Origin of the sequence: Lewinella sp. IMCC34183 (assembly GCF_003390915.1) — a bacterium.
GTDB lineage: Bacteria > Bacteroidota > Bacteroidia > Chitinophagales > Saprospiraceae > Neolewinella.
The window spans coordinates 1-25,209 of the sequence record NZ_QMEM01000001.1; the positions used below are offsets into that span (position 1 = coordinate 1).

Sequence of the window (25,209 nt, forward strand, 5' to 3'; positions counted from 1 at the left end):
GCGGATTACCCACAGATTTGCTCAGATTTTCCCGCAGGGCAATGGATTTCGCGGATTGGCGACTGGCGCTGCGCGCCGCCGTAGCTCGAGAAAGCGTATCCACTGCAATTTAGTTTTCTCGTTGGCGATTCTAACGCACGCGTTGCTTTGGTCTCACTGCGGATTGGCTGCGCCGGTGGATTGGTTTCGCGGATTTGGCGCGGATTTGCCGGCAAGGCTCCGGTTTCTCACAGATCGACTGCGCCGCGCGGATTACCCACAGATTTGCTCAGATTTTCCCGCAGGGCAATGGATTTCGCGGATTGGCGACTGGCGCTCCACGCCGTCGTGCAGCTCAGGGCTATTGCAAACCTCGACCCCAGGTGGTTGGGCGCTTTAGTGTTACGGCATGTTTGTAGTTTACCACGGATTGCTTGCGCCTGCGGATGGGTTTCGCGGATGGGGCACGGATTTTTTCCGCACAACTACGTTTCACGCAGATCGGCTGCGCCACCCGGATTTCCCGCAGATTTCCCCGAAGGCTACTGGATTTCGCGAATGGGCGATCGGTGCTGCGCGCCACCGTATCCGTCATAGTGCCGTATAGGGCCTGCTGAAAAACAAATGAGCATTGTGTCTCGCAGACATCACGAACGCCGTGGCATCTCCGTGGAAAGCTCTGCGCAGCGCAGCCCCTGTGATAAACGCTGTCACGCACCCACCCAAGCGAAGCAAGGGGCAAATGTGCCTCGAGCAAACCCGACAACGCAACAACTCACCAATCTGTGGAAAGCTCTGCGCAGCGCAGCCCCTGTGGTAAAAACCTTTCACGCACCGACCCAAGCGTAGCGAGGGGCAAGTGTGCCACAAGCAAACCCGACAACGCAACAACTCACCAATCTGTGGAAAGCTCTGCGCAGCGCAGCCCCTGTGGTAAAAACCTGTCACGCACCCACCCAAGCGAAGCGAGGGGCAAGTGTGCCGCAAGCAAACCCGACAACGCAACAACTCACCAACCCAAACAACTAGATTTCTAAAGAATTCAACGACTTTTGTCCTGCTTCGTTATTACCCTAAACCACCGCCACCGGTATGATCGATCTTCCCGTAGCATCCGCCCGCCCCGAACGCCAACGCAAGCCCGACTGGCTGCGCGTCAAACTCCCGATCGGGCCCGACTACAAGCGGGTGCGGAAGCTGGTCGACGAGTACCAGCTCAACACCATCTGCCAGAGCGGCAACTGCCCGAACATGGGCGAATGCTGGGGGGCCGGTACCGCCACCTTCATGATCTTGGGCAACGTCTGTACCCGTTCGTGCAGCTTCTGCGCCGTGAAGACCGGCCGGCCCACCGAGTACGACGTCGACGAGCCCCGCCGCGTGGCCGAGGCCATCGACCTGATGCAGGTGAAGCACGCCGTGCTCACCTCCGTCAACCGCGATGAGCTCAAGGACCGCGGCGCCGAGATCTGGTACCAGACCGTCCGCCACATTAAGGAGCGGACCCCCCAGGTGACCATCGAAACCCTCATTCCCGACGTGCGCGGTAACTGGGATGCCCTTTACCGTATGATCGACGGTGGCCAGGAAGTAGTCAGCCATAACATGGAAACCGTCGAGGAGCTCTACCGCAAGGTCCGTCCCCAGGGTCGCTACCACCGCAGCCTCGAGGAGCTGAAGCGCATCAAGGACGCCGGGAAGCGCACAAAGACCGGCTTCATGGTCGGCCTCGGCGAAACGGAAGAACAAGTCGACCGCATCCTCGACGACCTCGCAAACGTCGGTGTCGACGTCGTGACCATCGGACAGTACCTGCAACCCACCGCCATGCACCTGGCCGTTGACAGTTTCGTCACCCCGGATACGTTCGCGCACTACAAGGCGCTGGGAATGGAGAAAGGCTTCGACTTCGTCGAGAGCGGCCCGCTGGTGCGGAGCAGCTACCATGCGGAGCGGCACCTCTAAATTTCAAATTTGAGATTTAAAATTTCAAATTCTCGGAAGCTAGTTCCCATCCATACCCTGGTCTTCCTGAGGATCGCCTTGGGACTGCTCGGAGCCGGCGACATCCTCGGCAACGGGGTCTACTACCACTGGTATCTCGACGCCTTTTCCGGCTTCACCTTCCGTTACTTTGGCTTCGAGTGGGTGCATCCGCTGCCGGAGCCGCTGCTTAGTCTGTTCTTCGTCGTGGGGTTTCTGGCCGGCATCGCCGTGGCCCTGGGCTGGCGCTTCCGGGTGACGGCACCTCTGTTCGCCGCCTGCTTCACCTATCTCTTTCTGCTGGAGAAGGCCCACTACCTCAACCACGCCTACCTGTTCATGTGGTTGGCCTGGCTGCTCGTGCTTACCCCGGCCTGGCGGGAGTGGTCGCTCGACGTGCGGCGCGACCCAAGCCAGTGGTCGCCCGTAGCGCCGCGCTGGAGCGTGTGGGTGTTTCCGCTGCTGATGGGGCTGGTCTACTTCTTCGGCGGCATCAACAAAATCAATTACGACTGGCTCATCGAAGCCATGCCGCTCCACCTGTGGCTGGAACGCCGCGGGAACATGCCCGTGCTGGGACCCCTCTTCGAGCTGCGGGAAACCGCCTACCTGATGGCCTGGGGCGGGATGCTGCTGGACCTCTCGGCCCCTTTCCTCCTGCTGCACCGGCAGCTGCGGTGGGTGGCGCTGGGACTGCTGCTCTTCTTCCACGCCACCAACCACCTGATCTTCAACATCGGGATCTTCCCCTACCTGTCGCTGGTGCTGACGAGTATGTTCTTCGCGCCCGACTGGCCCCTGCGTCTCGTGAACGGGATCGCCCGCCGCAGCCCCCGCGTCGCCCGCTGGCAACGCAACTGGCGCGCGCCCCTGACCCATCCCGTTGCTCCGGGTACCCTCTGGCACCCGCGCCCCGCCGCCCTGGCCGTACTGGTGGCCGTGCACGTTTTTCTGCCCCTCCGCAACTGGCTCTTTGCCTCCGACGTCAACTGGACCGAGGAGGGCCACCGCTACAGCTGGCGCATGATGCTGCGCAGCAAGCAGGGCCGCGGCATCTACCGCGTGGTCGACCCGGCGGGCGAGGTGCGGATCGTGAACCCCCGCGACAGTCTCGATGCCCGGCAGTACACCAAGCTGGTCACCCACCCCGACATGATCCTCCAGTACGCCCACCACCTCCGCGACGTGGCGCCCGGACCGGTCCGTGTCTACGGCGACTTCCAGGTGCGCCTCAACGGGCGGCAGCGGCAGGAATTTATCGATCCCGAGGTAGACTTGGCTACGCTGGAGTGGCGCTGGCTCGGTAGCAAGCCCTGGATCCGGACCGAGGATCAGAGCGTGGAGAGGTAACGGTCACCGCGGTCGCAGATGATGGCGACGATCAGGCCCGCGTCGAGTCCTTCCGCAAGGCGTAGGGCCGCCGCCGTGGCACCACCCGAGCTCATGCCGGCGAACACGCCGCATTCCGTGGCCAGGCGGGCGCTTGTGGCGGTAGCTTCCTCCTCGCTCACGTCGATCTTCTGGTCCACGACGGTCTCGTCGTAGATGGCCGGCAAAAATTCCGGGCTCCAGCGGCGTATACCCGGGATGCTGCTGCCGTCGGTGGGCTGTACACCCACGATCTGCACCGCGGCCGATTGCTCGTGCAGGTAGCGGCCCGTCCCGGTGATCGTGCCGGTGGTACCCATGCTGCTCACGAAGTGGGTGACCTGTCCGTCGGTGTCGCGCCAGATTTCGGGGCCCGTGCTGCGGTAGTGCGCCATCCAGTTATCGTCGTTGCTGAACTGGTTGAGCTGCACGTAGTCGCCGCTATCTTCCATCTCCTGGGCCAGCTCGCGGCTGTACTCGATGGTGCGGGTGGCGGGGGTAAGGATCACCTCGGCACCGTAGGCCCGCATGGTCTTGATGCGCTCCTCGGTGCTGTTTTCGGGCATGATGAGGGTCACGGGAATCTTCAGTTTGGCCGCGATCATGGCGATGGCGATGCCGGTGTTACCGCTGGTGGCTTCGACGATCCGTTTGCCGCCGTCCAGATCGCCGCGCTCCCGTGCGCCCAGGATCATGCTCAGTGCGGCGCGGTCCTTGACGGAGCCGCCGGGGTTCTGTCCCTCCAGCTTGCCGTAGAGTTTGATGGCGGGATTGTCCTGCAGGTTGGACAAGTCGACGAGGGGGGTGTTCCCGATCAGGGAGAAGAGGTCGCGGCTCATGGGTCGAAGTTGAGGTAGGGCAACAGCGCGGCTAGGGTTTCGGTGGAGACGGCCCGCACTTTTTTCAGGTCCTCGGCCGAAGCGAAGGGGCCGTGGTTCTGCCGGTAGCGCACGATGATCTGGGCGGTACGCCGGTCGAGGTAGGGGTGAGAGGCAAGGGCCTGGGCGTCCAGCCGGTTCACCCGCAGGGGCCGGGAGATGCCGCTCACGCGGAGCTGCGGCACGATGCGCTGGTACACGGAATCGGGCAGGCCGTAGGTTTCCGCGACCTGCTCCACGGATGCAAAGCCCCCCAGCCGGTCGCGGTAGCCGACGATGCGGGCGGCCCGGGTGGGGCCGATGCCGGGGAGTTGCGTCCAGGCTTCCGCATCGGCGCGGTTGATGTCGAGGGGGGCGGCAGCGGCTACGGGGGCGGGGCGGCGCGGCGCGGGTGCGGTGGAATCGGGAAGAGAAATAGCGACCAGGCTCAGCAGCCCGCGGACTTGGGTGCTGTCCAAAGCGCGGACCCGGAGGAGGTCTTCGGGTTGGCGGAAGGTTAGGGGGCGGTAGCTGCGGTACTTCACCAGGGCGTTGGCCTGCCGCTCGGTGAAGCCGAGCAGTTGCAGGCTGTCGGCGGAAAGGGTGTTGGGGTCGAAGGTGAAACGTTGGGGCGGGGGCGGCGCGGGTTCTTCCCCTGCCGGTGGTGACGGCACGGACGGTCGCTGCGGATAGCGGGCCCAGGTAGCCAGCCGATCGGCCTGCTCGGGGCGCAGGACGCGCAGCCGGCGGAAGTCGTCGGCCGTCCGGAACGGACGCTTTTGCCGGTAGCGGAGGACGGCCGTGGCCTGTCGCCCGGTAAGCCCGAGTTGCTGCAGATCGGTGGCCGTTACGGTATTCGCATCGAAGGGGAAGGGTTCGGCTGCGGCGGTCGCTGTCGTGGGTGCTGGCTGGTCGGCTTGCCGTAACCGCTCGGCGGCGGCCAACAGGGCGGCGTCGTCGGCACCGAAGTCCGGGGGCGCGGAGGCGGGCCACCACCGGCTGGCGAAGTAGCCGCCGATCAGAATGGCGAGCAGCGCGATCAGTCCGCCGCGCTGCGCGCGGGTATAGGCCCAGGGTGGGGGAGGAGAGCCGCCCGCCATCAGCCCGCCAGTGGTAACCGGAGAAAGGCACAGAGCACGCCGCCCATCAGGGCCAGCGTGATCGCCCAGTAGCCGACGTGGATCAGCACGTAATTCCACCTGCGCCGCTCGAAGAGGGCGTTGATGGCGAAAATCGGGCCGACGAAGGCGAGGGCGATCTCGAGGCCTTGAAAGACCCCGTGCCCGAAGCTACGGTGGTTGGTCAGCAGTCCGCTGCTGGCGTCCAGTTCCGCGAGTTGGTTCATGAGCGGGCTGCCCGCTTCCGCGAAGCCTTCTTGGTTGAGGAGCAGACCGGCGATGGCCATCTGGTGGATGACAAAAAATTGCAGGACAACGGTGATGACCAGGCTGAAGAGGTACGTCATGCCGAAGATTACCGCCATATTGCCGCCGCGCAGCCGTTCGGGATTGAGTCCGGTAGCGCGCATCCACATTCCGCCCACTACCCGCTCGTTGTAGTAGACGGAGCCGACAAGCAGGGGGATGAGGGCCGTGGCCGGAAAGAGCCACCAATTCATCGTTCTTTGTGTTTAATGGGTGAGTGGAAAGTGAAGCTAACAAAAATACGGGAGCCACGCCAATCCCGGTTCCGCCGCGCAAACAACCGCCCGTTAATTGTAATCCCCGTCCGAATCGTTGTAAATTTGGGCTTTTCCAACAAATAGGTCTATGATCAAACGGCTGCACATCAGTAACTACGCCATCATCGAGGAGCTGACGCTGGACTTCGCCGACGGGCTCAGCATCATCACCGGCGAAACGGGCGCGGGAAAATCGATCGTACTGGGGGCGCTCAACCTGATTTTGGGCGGCCGGGCGGATACCAAGACCCTCTTCGACGACAGCCAGAAGTGCGTCATCGAGGGACGCTTCGACATCGCCGCCTACGACCTGAAGGCTTTCTTCGCGGAGAATGACCTTGACTACGACCCCGAACTGATTATCCGCCGCGAGATCACCCCCTCCGGCAAGAGCCGTGCCTTCGTCAACGACACGCCGGCCAACCTGAAGGTGCTGCAGCAACTGGGCGCCGTCCTGATCGACCTGCACCAGCAATTCGACACGCTGTACATCAACAATAGCGACTTCCAGCTGGAACTGCTCGATGCCCTCGCCGGCCAGGGAGTAGCCGTGACGGCCTACCGGGCCGACTACCAGCGGTTGCAGGCGGTGCGCCGCAAGCTTAATCAGCTGCAGGAGGAGCAGGCCCAGGCCCGCCGCGAGCAGGAGTTCCTGGAGTTTCAGGTCAACGAACTGGAGCAGGCCGCCCTGCGCCCCGACGAGCAGGAGGACCTGGAAGGCGAGCAGCATCGCCTGAGTAACGCCGAGGAGATCAAGCAGATCACCTCCGGTGCCTTCCGCTACCTGACCGAGGACGACGAATCCGTCACCGATCGCCTGCTGTCCATTTCCAACAAGCTGATGCCCCTGGCCGCGGGAGATCCTAAACTCCGGGAGATCACGGACCGCTTCGAAAGCATCCGTCTGGAACTTGAGGAAGTTTCCTCCGATCTGGAAGCCTTCGGCGAGGATACCGACATCAGCCCCGAGCGGCTGGAAGAAGTGGAGGAGCGCCTAAACGTCATCTACCGCCTGCAGACGAAGCACAGCGTGAAGACCGTCGCGGAGCTGATAGCCATCTACACCGACCTGTCGGGCCGGCTCGACCATTTCTCCGACCTGGACGGTCAGATCAACAAGCTCGAAAAGGAGCGCGAAAAGCTGCTGGCCGATCTGCAGCGGCAGGGCCTGATCCTGCGCAAGGAGCGCGAGCGCATTGCTCCCAACTTCGGCAAGCAGGTCCAGACGCAGCTGTCCGACCTCAGCATGCCCAACGCCCAGCTGAAGGTGGACTTCACACCGCTACCCCAGCCGGGACCCCACGGCCTCGACGAGGTGCGCTTTCTTTTTTCCGCCAACAAGGGCGGTAAGCTGCAGGCCATCAAGGATGCCGCCTCGGGTGGTGAGATGTCGCGCCTTGCGCTCGTCACCAAGAGCCTGGTCGCTTCCGCCATGGAGCTGCCCACCCTGATCTTCGATGAAATCGACGCCGGCGTCAGCGGCGACGTCGCCCAGCGCATGGGCCGCATCCTCACGGACCTGAGCAAGCACCACCAGGTGGTGGTCATCACGCACTCGCCCCAGGTGGCCAGCCGGGCCCACCGCCACTACTTCGTCTACAAGACCGACAAGTCCGACGCCGACCGCACGATCACCCGCGTCCGTGAACTGGACCGCGACGAGCGGGTGCGGGCTATCGCTACCATGCTCAGCCAGAACCCGCCTAGTGAGTCTGCGCTTAAGAATGCTAAGGAGTTGATTGAGGCTGTTTAGCCCGTGATGAGGGTCTCTGACCCGATCCACACCCAAGCGGAGCGAGGGGCTGGTTAGTCCGTGATGAGGGTTTCTGATCCGATCTACACCCAAGCGGAGCGAGGGGCTGGTTAGTCCGTGATGAGGGTTTCTGATCCAATACACACTCGAGCGGAGCGAGGGGCTAGTGATTAAAGGCGGGATTGTGGGGTTCTCTTCCGACCGTGTGTCGTGCCCCGTGAGGCTACATCGCGCCGGAGGCGCTCAACCCTTACGAGATGGCCCGTGCATTTCTATCGCGCCGGAGGGGCTCAACCCGCTATGGAACCGTTACGCATAAAAAAATGATAGCCCGGGTTCAAGTCCTTTGCGGTCGACTACAATCCGAGTGCGGCAGGGAGTTCATCGTGCAACTGAGAGGTACCGTATTCCGCGGAATGTTCTTTACTGGGAACATCCTATCGACTAGCCGTAAGCACCCCATACCGGATAGCACCACTAGCAAAGCCCTTCCGCATATACTTCATCGCCCAGGCTCCCATAATGGTCCCCTTGCCGGCGCGGACCAGCCCTGGCCAGTTGCGCGGATCCAGTCCGCTGCGGATCACCGCGCCCCAGAAGGGCTCCACGGAGTCGGACCAGTCGTCGGTGCGGAGATTGGTCAGCCCGGCCTCGGCGGCCGCCGCCTCGAGCTCGGAGACGCTGACCAGGGGCGGGAGGTGGTAAAGGTCGCAGATCTGCTGCAGGGTATACTGGTCGGAGGGGGAGAGGTAGGGGGGCTCGTCGCGGTGGCACCAGGTGGCCATCAGCAATTTCCCGCCGGGGCGCAGCAGACTCCGAAACAGCCGGAAGAGTTGCACCTTATCTTCCATATGCTCGGCGGACTCCATGCTCCAGATCAGGTCGAAGCGGCCGGTCACCTCGGGGTCGAGGTCGTAAACGTTCTTGGCGATCAGGTTCAGGCGGTCAGACAGGCCCGCCTCGCGGTTATAGCCGTTGCCGCGGTGAGCCTGTACGGGACTCAGCGTGACGCCGATACCCTCCGCGTCGGGGTAGCGCAGGGCCAGGTACCGGCTGCTGCCCCCCACGCCGCAGCCGGCGTCGAGAAAGCGCTGGACATCCGATGTGGGGGCTACGCCCCACTCCAATAGTGCGTCGATCATGTCGAGTTGGGCCTGCTGGTGGGAGACTTTCCGCTTGCCGTCGGGGCCGTAGTAGCCGTGGTGCATCTGTTCACCCCAGGTGTCCAGCCACAGCGGGGTGGACCGGTCGTAAAAGTCCCGAATGCGCTCGTTGAGTTCTTCCATAGGTCAGCGGCGGCGGCGCAGGATGGCCCGTCCGATGAAGAAGACGGCGACGGCACCGAGGCCGTACAGTACGGCCTTCTGCTCCTTGTTGAGGGGTTGTTGCTCGCCTTCCACGCCGCGTAGCGGAGCGGTGACGTGGGCCAGCAGCGCCATCGGAATGAACAGGAAGCCGGCGGTAGAACCCACCAGCACGCGGCCGGTGAGCAGGAGGTTACGGCCGAGCCAGCCGCCCTCGGGTTCGTGGGCGGTAAGGGCGCGCGAGCGGCGCGGACCGGCCTTGGCACTTGGACCGGGGGCGGGCTTGGTGCCCACGATCGCGATACCGTAGCGTTCGTTCGCCTGCCACTGCGGCCGTACGTATACCCAGTCGATATCAGTGAAGCCGGCAGTTTGGAAGTAAAGATGGTAGTCGTTTTCCGGCGGAAACAGCATCCAGGCGTTTGCGATGAACTTGCTGACCGGATTGACGGGTTCGATGGGGCCGATCATGAGTGCCTGACCGCCCTCCTTGACCACGCGGTAGGCCTCGAAGATCCCCTGCTGGGGGTCGGGCCAGTACTCGATGGAGCCGGCGGAAACATACCGGTCGAAGGTATCGTCGGGGAAGGGCAGGTGCTCGGCGTCACCGAGGCGGAAGCGGCAGTTTTCCAGTTCCGGTTTGACCATGGCGCGCTCCATTTGCTGGGGGCTCTGGTCGAGACAGATGACGTTGCGGGCGGGTACCCGCTGCACGATGCCCTGGGTAGTGAACCCGGTACCCGAACCTACATCCAGCACCTTTAGCTTGTCGGGCTCGGACCAGTCCACGATGTCGAGGGCCTTCTCCCGCATGGGCTCGGTCCAGAACAGGGGGTTAACCAGCTTATCGTAAAAGTTGGACAGGTAGCGGTAAAACCAGAAGGCTTCCCGCTTGTGCTGCATTAGTCTCATGGGCGAATCAGTTGCTCCATGTAATACGCCAGCCGGCCCTTTGTTCGCGCCAATCTTTCGCCATCGGAACAACACGGCCTCCGCACCTGCGTTCCCGCCATTAACTCTACCTTGGCGTTTAATCCACCCCGACCTTGGCAAACGAATTAGTCAAACGCGATTCTTCCTGGCTGGAATTCAACGCGCGGGTACTGCAGGAAGCTGCCGACCCCCGCGTCCCGTTATATGAACGGATCCGGTTTCTGGCCATCTACAGCTCCAACCTGGACGAATTTTACCGCGTACGGGTATCGTCGCTGCGTCAGTTCAAGAAGCTGCCGAAGAACGAGCGGCGCCGCCTGTTCACCTTCCGGCCGAAGCGGGAGCTGAAGAACATCCGCCGCACCGTGTACCGGCAGCAGGAGGAGTTCGGGCGCATCTTCCGCGATGAGATCCTGCCCCAGCTGGTAGACGAGAACATCCACCTGATCCACTCCGACCAGATGGACGATGCCCAGCGCGCCTTTGCCGCCGAGCACTTCGACCACAACATCAAGCCCCACCTGGAGCTCCACTGGCTCCCCACCGAGGACGAGCAGGAAGCCGGTCATGAACTCCCCTTCCTGGACGACGGCCAGCTCTGCCTCGCCGTGAGCCTCAACGAGCCCGAAGCCGAGGAAACCGGCGAGGTGGCCCTGGTGCCGCTGCCCGTCGACCGCACGGGGCGTTTTTTGGTACTGCCCAGTCCGGAGGACGACCCGGAAGGCTACTACGTGATCTTCACCGACAGCGTGGTGCGCGCCAACCTGGGCCGGTGGATGGACCGACGGGTCGACTTCGGCTACAGTTTCAAGCTCAGCCGCGACGCGGAACTCTACATCGACAATGAGTTCGACGGCGACCTCCTCCGCAAGATCGAGCACAGCCTGGCCACGCGCGACACCGGCCTGCCTACCCGCTTCCTCTACGACGGCGACATGCCCAGTTGGATGCTCAACCGCCTCAAGAGGGCCCTGCACTTGTCGAAGTACGATATGATCCCCGGGGCGCGCTACCACAACTTCAACGACTTCTTCACCTTCCCGCAGCCCCCCGGCCGGGAGTACCTGGCGTACGAACCGCTGCCCCCGCTGCCGCACCTGAAGCTGGAAAACGCCACCAGCATCATGGACGTGATCCAGGCGACCGACGTGCTGCTGAGCTTTCCGTACCAGAAGTACGATTACGTACCGCAGCTGATCCGCGAGGCCGCCGATCACCCGGAAGTGCGCAAGATCCGCATTACGCTGTACCGGGTGGCCAAGAGGTCGCAGGTCGTCAGCAACCTGCTCTACGCCCTGCAGCAGGGTAAGCAGGTGGAGGCTTTCGTGGAGGCCAAGGCCCGCTTCGATGAGGCCAGCAACCTTTACTGGGGTAAGGAAATGACCGAGGCAGGTGCCTACGTGCGGTACAGCTATCCGGCCGTCAAGGTCCACACTAAACTGCTACACATCGAGCGGCGTACCGAGGAGGGTGACACGATCCACTACAGCTACATCGGCACGGGCAACTTTAACGAGAAAACGGCCAAACTTTACACGGACCACGCCCTGCTGACCGCGCGCCCCGCCCTGGGTAAGGACGTCGAGCGGGTCTTCGACCTGCTACGGGGCAGGCTCATCCTGCCCCGCTGCAAGCACCTGCTGGTCGCCCCCTTCAATATGGAGGAGGAATTTTTGGACCTGATCGACCACGAGATCGAGATCGCTCGCGAGGGAGGCCACGCCTACATTTTCCTGAAAATGAACAGCCTCGAGGAAGAGACCATGATCGCGAAGATCCGGGAGGCCGCGCGGGCCGGGGTACAGGTACGGCTGATCGTGCGCGGCATCTGCCGGCTGGTCCCCGGACCAAAGGAGCACATCAAGATCATCAGCATCATCGACCGCTTTCTGGAGCACGCCCGCATTTTCATCTTCGGCAATAACGGAGCCGAAAAGGTGTACATGGGCTCGGCCGACTGGATGAACCGCAACCTGTACCGGCGGGTGGAGGTGGTGACGCCGATCTACGACCACCTCATCAAGCTAGAGCTGCGCCGCATCATGGATATGCAGTGGCGCGATAACCAGCGCGCGCGGCACATTTCCGAGCGGGAGCTTAATCGCTACCGAAAAGCGGGGCCCGATGCCGGTACCTTCCGGGCACAGCAGGATATCTACGACTATTTCCGCCGCCAACTCGACGGGGCATGAACTTCCTGGCGCACCTGACGCTCTCCCACTTTTCGGCCGACCTCCAGGTCGGTAACTTCGTCGGCGACTTTATCCGGGGCCGGGAACTGGCGCAACTGCCACCGGGCATCCGCCGGGGCGTATTGATGCACCGCGCCATTGACGCGCTCACCGATGCCGATCCCGACGTGCGGGCCCTGAACGCCCGCATCCGCGAACGCCACGGACGGTACGCGCCGGTGGTCAGTGACGTGGCCTTCGACCACTTTCTGTACCTCAATTGGGATCGGTTCGGTCCCGCCCCCTTCGATGAGTTTACGGCGCAGGTATATCGCCGGCTCGACGCGGCCCGCGACGACATGCCAATGCGTATCTGCGGTCATATCGACGCGATCGTGCGGCACGAGTGGCTGGGTATGTACGCGACGCAAAACGGCATGCGCGACGTCTTCCGCCGTATGACGCCGCGGCTCAGCCGGCCGGAGCTGGTCCGGGATGCGCACCTTTCCCTGGTTCATCTCACCGAACCCATCAACCAGGCCCTGCTGCGACTGTTCCCCCGGTTACAACAGCTAGCCGAATCCTACCGTGAGTGACTCCTCTTATGCAATAGATCTACGCCTTGAGCGGTTTTCCTCCTACCTCACCGTGAAGGTGAGCGGCAACCAGCGTATGGTCCGCGACGAGATCCGGAAAAAGTGGCTCGTCCTCCAGCCGGAAGAATTTGTCCGGCAGCTGTTGCTGCACTTCCTGATCCGGGATATGCGCTACAACCGCAACCGCATTACCGTCGAACGCGGCGTGGCGGTGAACGGCGAACCGCGACGGACGGATATTCTGGTATTTGACCAGGATATGCGGCCGTTCCTGCTCATTGAGTGCAAGGCGCCCAAGGTGCCGCTTACAACGGATGTGTTCCGGCAGGCGGCAAATTACAACGGACCCTTGCGCGTACCGTACCTTATGATCTCCAACGGCCGCGAATCCTACGTAGCCGCCATCGACTACACCGCGGAGGACTACCGCCTGATGAGGCACGTCCCCGAATGGTGATATCCTCAGCCCGTGCCCAAACTGCTCCACGTCGACGATTTGTCTTTGTCCCTGGCGGACGGTACTCCGGTCATTGACGGGTTCGGCTTCGAGGTGGCGGCCGGCGAATCGGTGGGGCTGATCGGTCCTTCCGGCTGTGGCAAAAGCCTCACCACCCATGCGCTGTTAGGCCTGCTGCCCGAGGCCGTACGCCTCCGGCGTGGTACGGCGGATTTTCAGTGCCGCGGGGGAGAAACGGTGGACCTGCTGTCCTGCTCCGAGCGGCGGCGTGCATTACTGCGCGGCCGTGAGATCGCCCTTATCTTCCAGGAACCCCAGAGCGCGTTGAACCCCGTACTTTCCTGTGGCCGGCAGCTCCTGGAGACCATCCGGGAAGTCGGGGGGGAAGAGGGGCCCGCGGAGGAAACGGCCCAACAACTTTTGGAACAAGTAGGGCTGGCGCCCCTCGGCCGGCGCGTACTGGCGGCCCTGCCGGGCGAATTGAGCGGGGGGCAGCTGCAACGGCTGCTCATCGCGATGGCCCTTGCGGGGCGTCCCCGGCTGCTCATCGCCGATGAACCCACGACCTCCCTCGACGCGCTTACGGAACGGGAAATTATCGTCCTGCTGGACCGTCTGCGGCGTGAGCACGCCATGGGTATGCTCTTCATCGCCCACGACCCCCGCCTCATCCGCCGCGTTACGGACCGGCAGGTGCAGGTCCCCGGTACCGCTGTTGCGAGCTATCCAGTGGCCACGGCGGTCGCGGAGCGGAGGGAGCTGGAGGACACGTCGGAGCGGACGCTCTCGGTCGAGGGGCTGCGCATCGGGTACGGGGAGGCCCGGAAACCCGCCATACGCGATTGTTCGTTTCACATACGGTCCGGCGAATGGGTAGGACTCATCGGCCCCAGCGGCTGCGGCAAGAGCACGCTCGCCGGCTGGCTGGTAGGGCTGCAGGGCGCCCAGTCCGGCCGGTTGCGGGCGGCGGAACTGGAATTGCCGGCAACCCTTGGGGGGCGGCAGATCCGGCAGGCTACCGGTGCACAGGTAATCTTCCAGGATGTGGCCGGCAGCCTTAACCCCCGCATGACCATCGGCCGTGCGATCAGCGAAGTGCTCCGCCCCGGCGGAGGCGACGACGTACGGACCCTGCTCCGTCAGGTCGACCTGCCGCCGGACCGGACCATGCCCAAGTATCCTAACCAGCTCAGTGGCGGGCAGCGTCAGCGGGTCGCGATCGCGCGGGCCCTGGCCGCTGCCCCCCGCCTGCTTATCTGTGACGAAGCCTTCTCCGGTCTCGATCTTCCGCTGCGCATGGAGGTGCTCGCGCTTTTGCGGCGGGTCTGCGCCGCGCGGAAGATCAGCGTACTGCTCATCACCCATGATCTGGAAACGGCACTGGAATGTACGGATACCGTGCTGCTGATGGAGGAGGGAGAGATCGTGGAGCGCGGCCGGACCTCGGAAGTATTCGGTGCTCCCACGAGCGAACTGGGTCGGCGCTTCGCCGCGGCCCGCAACTGGTAAAGAACTAAAGCACCGGGCGGGTACGTTAAGACGGCTATGAAGCGATCGTCCCTACTCCTCTTCCTGTTGGGCCCGTGCTGGCTGTTGGCGCAATCCTACGACGCCGCCCTGGGCATCCGGGTAGGAACCGAATGGGGGGCTACGGCCCAACTCCGGGTTCCGCAGATCCACAAGAACTTCGTGCTGGAAGGTATCCTGCTCAGTTCCATAGGCAAGGACGAGGGCACGCTGACCCTGCTGGGCAAGCAGCACCAGCCGCTGCTGAGCCGGCGGCTCAACCTCTTTTACGGGGCGGGACTGCACGCCGGCTGGAGCAACGAGGTCGACGGGGATACCGGGCAGACCTTCAACGGTCCGAAAGGGATAACCGGGATCGTCGGCCTGGAGGCGACGTTTGCCCGCATCAACATCAGCTACGACTTCAAGCCCGCGCTCAACGTCGCCGGTGGGGCCTCGGTGCTCGACACCCACACCGCCGTGAGCGTGCGCTACGTCATCGGCAAGCGGTACAGCATCTGGGACCGCAGCAAGGAAAAGGAGATCCGCAAGCGGCGGCGCGTCCGGGACCGCGAGGGGCGGCGTGAGGAACGGCGGCGTTCGGACAAGCGGTGGTTCCAATTCTGGAAGGCCGGCGAGTAGCGCCGACCGCCGGCGGCCGCCCCGCTTGAACACCCTCCCCCCGATGGGGTTTGGCAGTAGACAAACCGCCCCAATGCCCCAACCAGAGTACGATGTAGTCATCATCGGGGCCGGCCCCGCCGGCTCCACCACCGCCCGTTTCACCGCCGCTGCCGGCCTGCGCACGCTGCTCGTCGACAAACGGCAGGAATTGGGGGCCCCCATCCAGTGCTCCGGTGCCATCAGCCGCCACGCCCTGGAAGACGTGGGCATCGTTCCGGATGACGAGTTTATCCACGAGGCCATTTACGGCTTCGCCATCTACGACCAAACCGGCGAGCGCCACGTCCACGATTACCGTTCGCTCAAGCCCGACGAATACGGCAGCGGCCCCGGCCGAAAGCCGCTCGGCTACGTAGTCGACCGCCGCCGCTTCGATCGCTACCTGCTTACCCAGGCCGAACGAGCGGGCGCGGACACCTGGCTCAAAACCGAAGGGCGGGGGTACACCCCGACCGACGATGGCGGCTGTACCGTGCACCTGCGGCGCTACAACCAGGATATCGACGTGCGCGCCCGGCTGCTGGTGGGTGCCGACGGGCTCCAGTCGCAGGTAGGCAAGTGGGCTGGCCTGCAGACCCACATCAAGATCACCGAGCTGGCGGGTTGTCTCCAGTTTATCGTCGACCGCGTGGAGACCGAGGGCCTGCTGGAGATCGTCACCGGCCACGAGTGGGCCCCCGGGGGCTACGCCTGGGTGTTCCCGAAGGGGCACGGCTACGCGGAGATCGGCCTCGGTGTCATCGCCACGATGACCGATAAGCCGGCCCGCTGGCACCTCGATAAATTCATGACGCAGAGCTTCTTTCGTGAGCGCTTTGCCGATTGCCGCATCCTCGAGGTGCAGGGCGGGGGCGTACCCCTCGCGGCCCCATTGCGGACCCAGTACGCCGACAACCTGATTCTGGTCGGCGACGCCGCCCGCCACGTCAATCCCATCACCGGCGGCGGACTGCATACGGCCGTAGCGGGGGGGAAGATCGCCGCCGGCTTCATCACCGGCCACCTCGAAGACGGAATGCCGCTGCGCGACGGTGCCCTCCGAGCCTACCAGGACGTATGGCTGGACGCACTGGGCGACAAGATGTGGAAGCTCTACGGGATAAAGACCGACATCTTTCACAACATGAACATCCGCGAGCGCGACGAGCAGCTCTACGCCACCATGGCCGACTACTTTAGCCCGACCTCAGAATTCAAAAAAATATGAGCAAGCAACAGCCCGTATTATTCAACATCGGCTGGAATGCCTGTATCAACTGCGGAGCGTGCGTAGCCATCTGCCCCCAGGAGGCGGGCTTCGTCAGTCCGTTCGACACCATAGCGGTCGACCGGCCCTGCGACATCGCCTGCCTGTTGTGTGAGCAGATCTGCCCCGTCGATACCATTACCCACGTGCCGGCCCCGGCACCCGCTACGCAAAACGGTGCAGGCGTTCGATAACGTAGTCGATCTGTTGGTCGTCCACGCCCAGGTGGGTAGTGAAGCGTACCGTTTGCGGCCCGAAGGGGGTAGCCAGGATACCCTCGGCCCTGAGCTCATCCAGAAAGGCCGCCGCGGTGCGGTCACCGGCCAGCTCGAAAATGCAGATGTTGGTTTCCGCCGGGGCCACCGACGCCACGAAGGGTAGGGGAGCCAGCACTTCCGCTAGTCTACGGGCCCGGGCGTTGTCCTCGCGCAGGCGGTCGACGTGGTGCTCCAGGGCGTAGCGTCCGGCGGCGGCCAGGTAGCCGGCCTGCCGCATGCCGCCGCCCAGTACCTTGCGGTAGCGGCGCGCCTCCGCGATCAGGGGGGCGGAACCGAGCAGCAGGCTTCCCACCGGCGCACCCAATCCCTTGCTGAGGCACAGCGAAATGGAGTCGAAAGCTTCCCCCCAGTCGCGTGGTTCCTCGTCGGTCTCGACAAGGGCGTTGAACAGACGGGCCCCATCGAGGTGGGCCGCCAGACCGTGGCGGCGTGCCTCGGCAATCAGGGTACGGGCTTCGTGGAGGCGGTAGATACTTCCACCCCCCTTGTTGCAGGTATTTTCCAGGACGAGCAACCGGCTGCGCGGCAGCCAGTCGTATTCGGGTTTCACGGCGGCGCTCACCTGCCCCGGCAGGATCTTGCCCCGCTTCCCGTGCACCAGGGCGATGCTCACGTTGGAGATCAGCCCGTAGACGCCCCCTTCGTACTGGTAGATGTGGCTCTTTTCCTCGCAGATCACCTCGTCCAGCGCCCGTGTGTGGCACTTGATGGCGATCTGGTTGGTCATGGTCCCGGAAGGACAGAAGAGCGCGGCTTCCATCCCGAAGCGGTCCGCGGCGTATTCCTCCAGCTCGTTGACGGTAGGGTCCTGGCGGAAAACGTCGTCCCCCACCGGCGCGGAGAACATGGCGTCACGCATCGCCGGGGTGGGCTGGGTGACGGTGTCGGAGATCAGGTTGACGGTCATGGCGGGGCTCAGGATTCGATGGTTCCTTCGGCGAAGTTGCTCAGGTAAGTGAAGTGCGGTCCCAGTTCGCCGCCCCGGGTGATGGTGGCCCGCTCGAGAATCTCGCTGGATTCCCGGGAAAATTCCGGCAGGATTTCCTTAATGAGGGTTTCGCCGAAGGCCTTGCTGGCGTCGCGGGGCAGTTCGCTGGGGAGGTTATCGACGGCCATTACGTCCACGGATTCGGGGCGGAAGGGCTCGGTCTCGGTCTCGTCGGCCGGGTCAAAGCCAAATACCGGATCGGCGATCGTGGAAGGTCGTATGGTGGAGGGGACGCTGGCCGCAGGTGCAATGTCGCAGGTAATGTCGGCAATGGTCTGGATGTGAAATTCGGGCGAGTGCATGTCTCCGATGGTGAAGAACGCCGGGGCGCGGCCGTCCCAGAATATGCCGTTGATGAAGACGTCGGCGACGCGGGCGTACGGGGCGAACGCACTGCGGTATTCCTCCCCGTGCTGGTAGAAGTGACTGCGCTTGACCGCCTTGCCCGTGGGATGGGTGACGTAGTCCTCGACGGCCAGCTGGGTGAAGACGGGCCCCGTGGTGTCTCCGACGAACTCAGCCGGGGTCACCTTACGGAATCCCATATCCTTCAGCACCCGCGCGGCGCCGGCCCCTACGCGTCCGGTACCCGTGAGGACGACCTTCATCTCGGGTAAGTCCACGGCCCGGTAGGCTTTAATAGCGGCGGCGTAGTCGTAGACATCGCGAAGGCGCGGAAGCGAGAAGCGGCCGGTGCGCTCGCCGTAGGCCCACACGCCATTGTGGGCGCCCACCATGCCGGCCCAGTAGCCGAAGGCGATGAGGCGGCGGCCGCGGTCGTCGGTAAAGTATTCGTAGTCGAGGTGGGTTACCTCCTTGTCCAGCAGGGCGCGCAGAAGGGGTTGGTTATATGGCTGAAACTTGGCCACGTGGGCGAAGTTGCAGTAGGTTTTGCCCGGGATGAGGCGGTCGATGGGGACCTCCTTGATGCCCAGCAGTAAATCTTGGGACGTGATGTCTTCCTGCACGGGCACCCCGGCCTTGCGGTAGTCCTCATCGGGGAAGCAGCGGTGCAAGCTGGGCTGCACGATCAGGTCATAACCGCGGCCGATCAGTCCGGCGCACTGTCGCGGGGTGAGCGGTACGCGGGCGTCGGGGGGTGTTTTGTCTTCGCGGAGAACGGCGATCCGGGGCAGGGTAGGGGCGGTGGTCATTTAGTCAGGAGTTACGGGTTCCTCGACCGGCGGGAGGGGCTGTTTCGGCGTCCACCAGATGCCGTCGTCGAGGGTGGTGTTAGTAGGGAAAAGCTTCCATTGGAGGAAGAACATTGCTACCGCGATCAGGAGGCCGAGGAAGGCCCCGGCGGTGACGTCGCGCAGGAAGTGGTACAGCAAGTACATCCGGCTGAATCCGACCAGGATGGCCAGCAGAAAGCAGAAGAAACTGATCACCAGCTTCGGGCGGCGAACGTTGAAGCACACGAAGCTGTACAGCGCGAAGGCGGAGGCGGAGTGACCGCTCGGAAAACTGGTGTAGCCCCAGTTGCGCATGCCCTCGTCGAAGAGGTTCAGGTTGTGCCAGAGGGCCTCGAAATTGTCGAAAAAGTAGCGCATTGGCCGCGCCTCGGCAAAGTAGAGCTTGAGCACGCCGGTGATCGCGGCCACCGCAATCCCCGTAAAGGCGGCAAAGAGGGCGGTGCGCAGTCGGAAGGTCACCGCCACCAGGATGACCGCTACGTAGGCGATGGGTTCGCCGAGGAGGGTGCCGTAGATGAACAGTACGTCGAAGGGGTCGGTACGAAGCTGGTTGATGGCCACCAGTGCGTCGCCCTGCTGCCGCGTGAGGACGAGGTAGAGGTTGAACAGGATGAGGAGCACCACGCCGATCAGGAACACGCGGTTGGCGCGGACGAAGGTCTTCCAGCGCAGGCTGGGCGGGGTGAAATGGCGTCGGGTGAACGGCATCCCGCGAAGGTACTTAGTTCCGCGACTTCGCCAGGCGCTGACGGATGGCCGCTACCTGCTTGCTGTCGCGGGCGGAGCGGAAAAGCTGCTTGGCGCGGTCGGTATCGACGAGTTTGGCATCGTTGCGCGCGCTGAAGGTGATCCACAGGCTGACCGGAAACAGGATGATGCACGGCAGCCAGCCGGCGAAGGTGGCGTCGAAGACGAAGCTCTCCGCCAGCTTTCGGCAGAGAATGGTCAGAATGATGAAGACCACGAAAAAGATGATGCTCACCAGTATAGGATACCCGAAACCTCCCTTCCGTACGATGGCGCCCATCGGCGCGCCGATGAAAATGAAGATGATGCACACCACCGCCATGCTGTACTTCATGTGCATATCGAAGATGTGCTTCACCCGGCTCTCGCGGATGCCCGGCAGCAACCGCAGGGTGGATTCCGCCTGCGCGACCACCGAACGGATATTGGAACGGGCGCGGTTGTACACCCGCGTCTGGTCGTCGGCCGGCAGACTGTCCATCAGGGAAGCCACCCCGGACCACGTGGTGGCCCCGGCGACCAGCGGGGAATCCTCCGCCTGGCTCAGACGGGCGAGGCGACGCTCTTCCAATTCCGCCTCCCGTTTGCGGATCAGTCTGGTATTTACGGGTGTCGACCGACGGGCCGGTGAGGGTGCCGCGTCAATGGGGCGGTACGGCAGACCACTGGAATCGGCCGCCGGGCCATCGTCTCCGTACTCGACCCCGGAGTAGGCGGCCGAGTCGATGCCGGTAAGGTCTTGTTGCTCCTGTGCCACGGGACGGTAGCGTACCGTGTCCCGGGGAAATTCGGGGAAGTAGGCTACCAGGTGATTACTCAGTCCCTGCTTGCGGACCGCGATGTCGATATCGATGGAATCCACGCCTTCCTGCAGTTGCCAAGTCGAAAGCATACTGCGGTTTGTGGAAAAGAGAGAGGCGGCGTGGCGTTCGAGTTTGAATTCGCTGAGGTCGAAGGTCTTGGTATAGCTGGCGAAGCTGGTGCGCATGAAGGGGGCATCCCGGCCGCCGCGACCGCTGGCCCGCTGTTCGACGTACTGGTGTCCGTCGTAGAGCCGCATCACGAAATAGTCACCGCCGTCGGAAGTGTACATTTCGCCGTTGGTGGCGGTTATCTGGGTAAGCTCCCCCACGTTGGCCTTCGAGTGGTCGTAGATGAGCACGTCACTGATGTCGCGCCCGTCGTCGCTTCGCCCACCGAGGCGGATGGTGAACTGGTTGAAGTCCTCGTTGAAGACGCCGGGTTCCATATTCAGGGTCGGCTTCTTTTGCTGGATGTCGTACATCCGGGAGCCAAACTGCAAGTTCGCCGCGGGGATCACATAGTCGCTGCACAGGTAGGAGACCAGGGCGCTGATGCTACCAAAGATGACCAGCATACGGATGACGCGCAGCAGGCCTACGCCGGCCGACTTGAAACTGGAGAGTTCGTAATGCTCGGCCAGGTTGCCTAGCACCATCACGGAAGAGATCAGGAGGGCCAGGGGCAGGGCGAGCGGGACCAGGCCTACGCACTTGTAGGCCAGGAGCTCCATGATGAGGAAAAAGCTGAGCCCTTTACCGGCGATGTCGTCCAGGTAGAGCCACAGGATCTGCATCAACAACACGAAAAGCGCGATGGCGAACGTGACGATAAAGGGGCCTACGAAGGACTTCGCCATCAGTTTATCCAGCTGCTTCATCGCACGTAAAGACGCCGGGGGGGCGGAGAATGTTGCCTACTTCTCCTTGCGGAGATCGTCGTTCAGGTCGCGAAACTCCTCGTCGCTGGCGATGTGGCCAGTCTCCTTCATGTCATCTATGGTGCGGCGGGCCTCGTCGGGGCTCATGTTTTCGGAGCGGTGGCCATCGATTCCGTCCTGGTTGATGTTGTAGCTGGTATCGTTGACCACGTTCTGGCGGGGATCGTTCGTTTTTACTTCTTTGGCGCGCTGGGTATTCTGTGCGCGCTTGGTGAGGTAGAAGACGACGGCCAGTACGATCAGCGCGCCGAGGATCCACCACACGTCTTCGGAAAGCTCGTTGGATTGGAGGTAAAGTGACATTTGCATTTATTCATGAAACCTGTCGGCCACCCGCATATGTTCAGACGTTACCTACCTTCACGTTAAAGCCCCAGCAAATCCTTACTACTATGCAGTTTGCCAACGGACGCTACGCAGTCGCGGGCGTCGATCTACTTTCCCTTGTTCAGGAGTACGGTGCCCCGGTATACGTCTACGACGCCGATCGCATGAAAGCCCAGTACGCACGTATCCAAAAAGCGTTTTCGGCCGTACCCAGGCTGCGCATTAATTATGCCTGTAAGGCCCTCACCAACCTGAATGTGCTGCGGCTCTTCCGTCAGCTGGGCAGCGGACTGGATACGGTTTCGATGCAGGAGCTCGATCTCGGGCTGATGGCCGGCTTCGACCCCCACGATATCCTGTTCACCCCCAATTGCGTGGGACTCGACGAGGTGAACGAGGCGGTCAGCAAGGGCGTGCGGATCAACATCGACAACATCTCCATTTTGGAGCAATTCGGCGACCAGCACCGCGGGGTGCCGGTCTGTATCCGGCTTAATCCGCACATCATGGCGGGCGGCAACAGCAAAATCAGCGTGGGGCACATCGATTCCAAGTTCGGGATCAGCATCCACCAGGTACCCCACGTACTTAAGGTGGTCAACGCGCTTGGCCTGACCGTGGAGGGACTGCATATGCATACCGGTTCCGATATTCTCGATGCCCAGGTGTTTCTCCAGGGTGTGGAGATCCTGCTGCGCGCCGCGACCGACTTCCCCGACCTGGATTACATCGATTTCGGCTCCGGTTTCAAGGTGCCGTATAAAGAGGGGGGCATTGCCACCGACATCGAGGACCTCGGCCAGCGACTGAGCGAGCGATTCAATGAATTTTGCGGGAACTACGGCAAGGAGCTTGAACTTATGTTCGAGCCCGGCAAGTTCCTGGTGAGTGAAGCGGGCACCTTCCTCGTGCGCACCAACGTCGTTAAGACTACGCCGGCCACCGTATTCGCCGGCGTCGACAGCGGACTGAATCACTTCATCCGCCCCATGTTCTACGACGCCTACCACCACATCACCAACATCAGCAACCCGGGCGGCAAGCACCGCATCTACACCGTGGTCGGCTACATCTGCGAAACCGACACCTTCGGGATCAACCGGCAGCTGAATGAGGTACGGGAGGGCGACATCCTGGCCATGGCCAACGCCGGCGCCTACTGCTACATGATGGCGAGCAACTACAACAGCCGCTACCGGCCGGCCGAGGTGATGATCCTTGACGGAAAGGCCCACCTGATCCGCCGCCGGGAAACCATGGAGGATCTGCTGGGTACCCAAGTGGAGGTGCCCCAGCTGGTCGACGCCGTTCAGGCGTGATGGAGGTCGCGGCACTGTACCGCTACCCGGTGAAAAGCCTCGGGGGTGAATCCGTCCACCAATTGGTACCCCGCGAGCGCGGGTTTAGAGACGACCGGCGCTGGATGCTCGTCGACGCCGACGGGACATTTATCAGTCAGCGTACCCACCCCGAACTCGCGCAGTTCTCCGCCGAGCTTCGGGAGGCCGAAGGGCTCCGCATCCGGTCCGTGTCCGACGGAGCCGTCGTCTGGGAAACGCAGGAAGCCCGCCCGGAAGGGGGTCAGGAGATGCAGGTGACGGTATGGGACGACACCTTCGCCGCCCGGCTGGTACCCACCCCCGCGGAGCTGGGCGAGCGCCTGGGGCTGCCGCGCAGCACCCGCCTGGTGTACATGAGCGAGCGGGGGAACCGCCCGGTCGATCCGCGCTACGCCCGGCAGGCCGAGCGGGTAAGCTTCGCCGACGGCTATCCCTACCTTATCGCGACGACCGCCAGCCTGGCGGACCTGGCCGACCGACTCGGTCGCCCGGTCGAGATGCTGCGGTTTCGTCCCAACCTGGTCGTGGCGGGCGCCGGTGCCTACGCCGAGGATACGTGGGATACCCTGCACGTCGGGGCGCATACCTTCTACCTGCCCAAGCCCTGCGCCCGGTGTATCATGGTCACCCAGCACCCGCGCACCGGCGAACGCGACCCGTCCATTCTGGCCGGCCTCGCCGCCTACCGGAAACGCGGGAACAAGGTGCTTTTCGGCGTGAACGCCCTGTGGGCGGGGGGCGCGGGTGCAATCGCTTGCGGGGACTCCGTGTCGCCCGGCGGGCAACCGGTACCGGCTACTTAGAACTGGCCGACGTCAGGGACCGGATGCGCTCCAGATCGGGGTGCTTGCTGTCGGTGGCCGCGGCCTTGGCCAGGTGCTCGCGGGCCTTATCCAGGTCGCCGCGGTGGGCGTAGATTTCGGCCAGCATGCGGTTCACGTCGATGTTGTCGGGGCGCACTTCGTACGCGCCTTTCATGTATTCGAGGGCCTTATCGTAGTCCCGGTGGTGGTCCTGGTACCAGGCGGCGTATTCCATATCCATGTTGTGGCCGCTCTGCACGTCGTCTTCGAGCATGGCCAGGATCTCCTCTTCGATGGCGGCCGACTCTTCGGTGCGGCCCTGCAGCTGGTAGATCTCCGCCAGCTGGGTGTAGTAGCCTACTTCGGGGATGATGTCCCGGGCCTCGTTCAGCAGGCGCTCGGCTTCTTCGTATTCTTTGTTGTCCATGGCCAGCTCCGCCTGGGCGGCGAGGGCGAAGGGGTAGTTGGGCCGCTCCCGCAGGATGATGGCGTACTGCTCGGCGGCCTTGTCGGGCTGCCCGTAGCGGTGGTAGAGTTCACCCAGGGTAAGGCGGGCCCAGGCGGTGGATTCGTAGCCGGGGGCGCCGGCATTCACGGCACGCTTCATGGCCTCGATGGCGCCGTCTACGTCGCCGTGGATCTCACGGAGGTAGGACACGCGGCTGTAGGAGCGCAGGTCGGGCCGAATTTCGTTCATTTTATCCGCCGCGGCAATGGCGGCCGCGTAATTGCCCAGCTCGACGTTGGCATCGACCACGGCACCGTAGACCTGTGCGTTGTAGGGGTTGATGCTGATGGCCTGCTTGGCGGTCGCGAGTGCTTCGGGAAAGGCGTGCTGCGAGAGCTGAACGCCGGCCTTGGTGGAGAGGGCGTCAAATTCAAGGTTGGGGTCCTTGGGCCCGGCGTGGTTGAGCGCGAGGGCCTCGTCGAGCATCTGCAGGGCGGCGGGGTAGTAGTGGCCGTGCTCGCCGGTGACGCGGGCTTCGTTTACGAAGATCTTGGCGATCGTGATGCGGGGCTCGATCGCGTCCGGGTTTTCGAGCCGCAACTCGCCGGCCATCTGCATGTAGCCGCTCTGGGTCTGGTCCCACTCCATGGTCTGCTGCAGGGCCTCGGGGCGGGGGAGGAGTTCGGGTATGGAAACGGTGTCGGCATCGTCGGTTCCCGGAGCCGTCTCGCCCGAGCACGCGCCAAGGAGCAGAAATAACAGGGAAAGGAAGGGAAGTAGGTTGGTAGACATGAAAGGCGGGTTATAAGAGATAAACAAAAAG

23 protein-coding genes are annotated in these 25,209 nt (G+C 63.2%); 12 read left to right on the forward strand and 11 right to left on the reverse strand.

Annotated elements, in window-relative coordinates; all coding sequences use genetic code 11:
- The first annotated feature begins 1,071 nt into the window (after positions 1–1,071).
- Positions 1,072–1,944: a lipoyl synthase gene (gene lipA, locus DQG19_RS00005; protein ID WP_116124179.1), complete on the forward strand. Its 873-nt coding sequence runs from the start codon at positions 1,072–1,074 to the stop codon at positions 1,942–1,944.
- A 9-nt stretch (positions 1,945–1,953) separates the two neighbouring features.
- The gene (locus tag DQG19_RS00010) at positions 1,954–3,312 is read left to right on the forward strand and encodes an HTTM domain-containing protein (RefSeq protein WP_116124180.1); all 1,359 of its coding nucleotides are present in this window, start codon (positions 1,954–1,956) and stop codon (positions 3,310–3,312) included.
- On the opposite strand, the gene cysM is transcribed toward DQG19_RS00010, so the two are convergent.
- The 3 genes from cysM to DQG19_RS00025 are packed head-to-tail and all read right to left on the reverse strand — an operon-like array spanning position 3,294 to position 5,805.
- Complete coding sequence (gene cysM / locus DQG19_RS00015; protein WP_116124181.1) at positions 3,294–4,169, reverse strand: cysteine synthase CysM; 876 nt, start codon at positions 4,167–4,169, stop codon at positions 3,294–3,296. The genes DQG19_RS00010 and cysM overlap by 19 nt on opposite strands.
- A complete protein-coding gene (locus DQG19_RS00020) occupies positions 4,166–5,287 on the reverse strand; it encodes a helix-hairpin-helix domain-containing protein (protein WP_116124182.1) in 1,122 nt (373 codons plus the stop codon). The genes cysM and DQG19_RS00020 overlap by 4 nt, the downstream gene beginning before the upstream one ends.
- A complete protein-coding gene (locus DQG19_RS00025; protein WP_116124183.1) occupies positions 5,287–5,805 on the reverse strand; it encodes a DUF1761 domain-containing protein in 519 nt (172 codons plus the stop codon). Before DQG19_RS00025 ends, DQG19_RS00020 begins: the two co-directional genes overlap by 1 nt.
- Before the next feature lie 151 nt (positions 5,806–5,956).
- Between DQG19_RS00025 and recN the strand changes: the two genes are divergently transcribed.
- The gene (gene recN, locus DQG19_RS00030) at positions 5,957–7,621 is read left to right on the forward strand and encodes a DNA repair protein RecN (protein ID WP_116124184.1); all 1,665 of its coding nucleotides are present in this window, start codon (positions 5,957–5,959) and stop codon (positions 7,619–7,621) included.
- A gap of 437 nt (positions 7,622–8,058) precedes the next feature.
- Here the strand turns inward: recN and DQG19_RS00035 are convergent, their stop codons facing one another.
- Entirely contained in the window at positions 8,059–8,907 is an 849-nt protein-coding gene (locus DQG19_RS00035; protein WP_116124185.1) for a methyltransferase domain-containing protein, read from the reverse strand.
- Between the two features lie 3 nt (positions 8,908–8,910).
- Entirely contained in the window at positions 8,911–9,837 is a 927-nt protein-coding gene (locus tag DQG19_RS00040) for a methyltransferase domain-containing protein (RefSeq protein ID WP_116124186.1), read from the reverse strand.
- A 134-nt stretch (positions 9,838–9,971) separates the two neighbouring features.
- On the opposite strand from DQG19_RS00040, the gene ppk1 reads away from it, so the two are divergent.
- The 7 genes from ppk1 (at position 9,972) to DQG19_RS00075 (ending at position 16,712) form a co-directional block, all read left to right on the forward strand.
- Positions 9,972–12,050: a polyphosphate kinase 1 gene (gene ppk1, locus DQG19_RS00045; RefSeq protein WP_116124187.1), complete on the forward strand. Its 2,079-nt coding sequence runs from the start codon at positions 9,972–9,974 to the stop codon at positions 12,048–12,050.
- Entirely contained in the window at positions 12,047–12,625 is a 579-nt protein-coding gene (locus DQG19_RS00050; RefSeq protein ID WP_116124188.1) for an ACP phosphodiesterase, read from the forward strand. The genes ppk1 and DQG19_RS00050 overlap by 4 nt, the downstream gene beginning before the upstream one ends.
- Entirely contained in the window at positions 12,618–13,082 is a 465-nt protein-coding gene (locus DQG19_RS00055; protein ID WP_232826402.1) for a type I restriction enzyme HsdR N-terminal domain-containing protein, read from the forward strand. Before DQG19_RS00050 ends, DQG19_RS00055 begins: the two co-directional genes overlap by 8 nt.
- A gap of 12 nt (positions 13,083–13,094) precedes the next feature.
- Positions 13,095–14,591 (forward strand): ATP-binding cassette domain-containing protein, encoded by a 1,497-nt coding sequence (locus tag DQG19_RS00060; protein WP_116124190.1) that lies wholly within the window; start codon positions 13,095–13,097, stop codon positions 14,589–14,591.
- A gap of 36 nt (positions 14,592–14,627) precedes the next feature.
- The gene (locus DQG19_RS00065; RefSeq protein ID WP_116124191.1) at positions 14,628–15,230 is read left to right on the forward strand and encodes a hypothetical protein; all 603 of its coding nucleotides are present in this window, start codon (positions 14,628–14,630) and stop codon (positions 15,228–15,230) included.
- A 73-nt stretch (positions 15,231–15,303) separates the two neighbouring features.
- The gene (locus DQG19_RS00070) at positions 15,304–16,479 is read left to right on the forward strand and encodes an NAD(P)/FAD-dependent oxidoreductase (protein WP_157974235.1); all 1,176 of its coding nucleotides are present in this window, start codon (positions 15,304–15,306) and stop codon (positions 16,477–16,479) included.
- On the forward strand, positions 16,476–16,712 hold the full coding sequence (locus DQG19_RS00075; RefSeq protein ID WP_116124193.1) for a 4Fe-4S binding protein: 237 nt from the start codon (positions 16,476–16,478) through the stop codon (positions 16,710–16,712). The genes DQG19_RS00070 and DQG19_RS00075 overlap by 4 nt, the downstream gene beginning before the upstream one ends.
- Here DQG19_RS00075 and DQG19_RS00080 read toward each other — a convergent pair.
- From DQG19_RS00080 to DQG19_RS00100, 5 genes are read right to left on the reverse strand one after another with little or no spacing between them, the layout of a single operon-like run.
- Positions 16,684–17,703 carry a threonine aldolase family protein gene (locus DQG19_RS00080; protein WP_116124194.1) on the reverse strand — a complete coding sequence of 340 codons (1,020 nt, stop codon included), beginning with the start codon at positions 17,701–17,703 and terminating at the stop codon, positions 16,684–16,686. The genes DQG19_RS00075 and DQG19_RS00080 overlap by 29 nt on opposite strands.
- An 8-nt stretch (positions 17,704–17,711) precedes the next feature.
- Positions 17,712–18,938 (reverse strand): NAD(P)-dependent oxidoreductase, encoded by a 1,227-nt coding sequence (locus DQG19_RS00085; RefSeq protein ID WP_116124195.1) that lies wholly within the window; start codon positions 18,936–18,938, stop codon positions 17,712–17,714.
- Entirely contained in the window at positions 18,939–19,688 is a 750-nt protein-coding gene (locus DQG19_RS00090; RefSeq protein WP_116124196.1) for a phosphatase PAP2 family protein, read from the reverse strand.
- 13 nt (positions 19,689–19,701) lie between these two features.
- Complete coding sequence (locus DQG19_RS00095) at positions 19,702–21,408, reverse strand: LptF/LptG family permease (protein WP_116124197.1); 1,707 nt, start codon at positions 21,406–21,408, stop codon at positions 19,702–19,704.
- A gap of 36 nt (positions 21,409–21,444) precedes the next feature.
- Complete coding sequence (locus DQG19_RS00100) at positions 21,445–21,771, reverse strand: hypothetical protein (RefSeq protein WP_157974236.1); 327 nt, start codon at positions 21,769–21,771, stop codon at positions 21,445–21,447.
- Between the two features lie 89 nt (positions 21,772–21,860).
- On the opposite strand from DQG19_RS00100, the gene lysA reads away from it, so the two are divergent.
- Together lysA and DQG19_RS00110 are read left to right on the forward strand one after the other, a co-directional pair.
- On the forward strand, positions 21,861–23,114 hold the full coding sequence (gene lysA / locus DQG19_RS00105; protein WP_116124199.1) for a diaminopimelate decarboxylase: 1,254 nt from the start codon (positions 21,861–21,863) through the stop codon (positions 23,112–23,114).
- Entirely contained in the window at positions 23,114–23,938 is an 825-nt protein-coding gene (locus DQG19_RS00110) for an MOSC domain-containing protein (RefSeq protein WP_116124200.1), read from the forward strand. Before lysA ends, DQG19_RS00110 begins: the two co-directional genes overlap by 1 nt.
- On the opposite strand, the gene DQG19_RS00115 is transcribed toward DQG19_RS00110, so the two are convergent.
- A complete protein-coding gene (locus tag DQG19_RS00115; RefSeq protein WP_116124201.1) occupies positions 23,931–25,178 on the reverse strand; it encodes a tetratricopeptide repeat protein in 1,248 nt (415 codons plus the stop codon). The genes DQG19_RS00110 and DQG19_RS00115 overlap by 8 nt on opposite strands.
- Between the last annotated feature and the right edge of the window lie 31 nt (positions 25,179–25,209).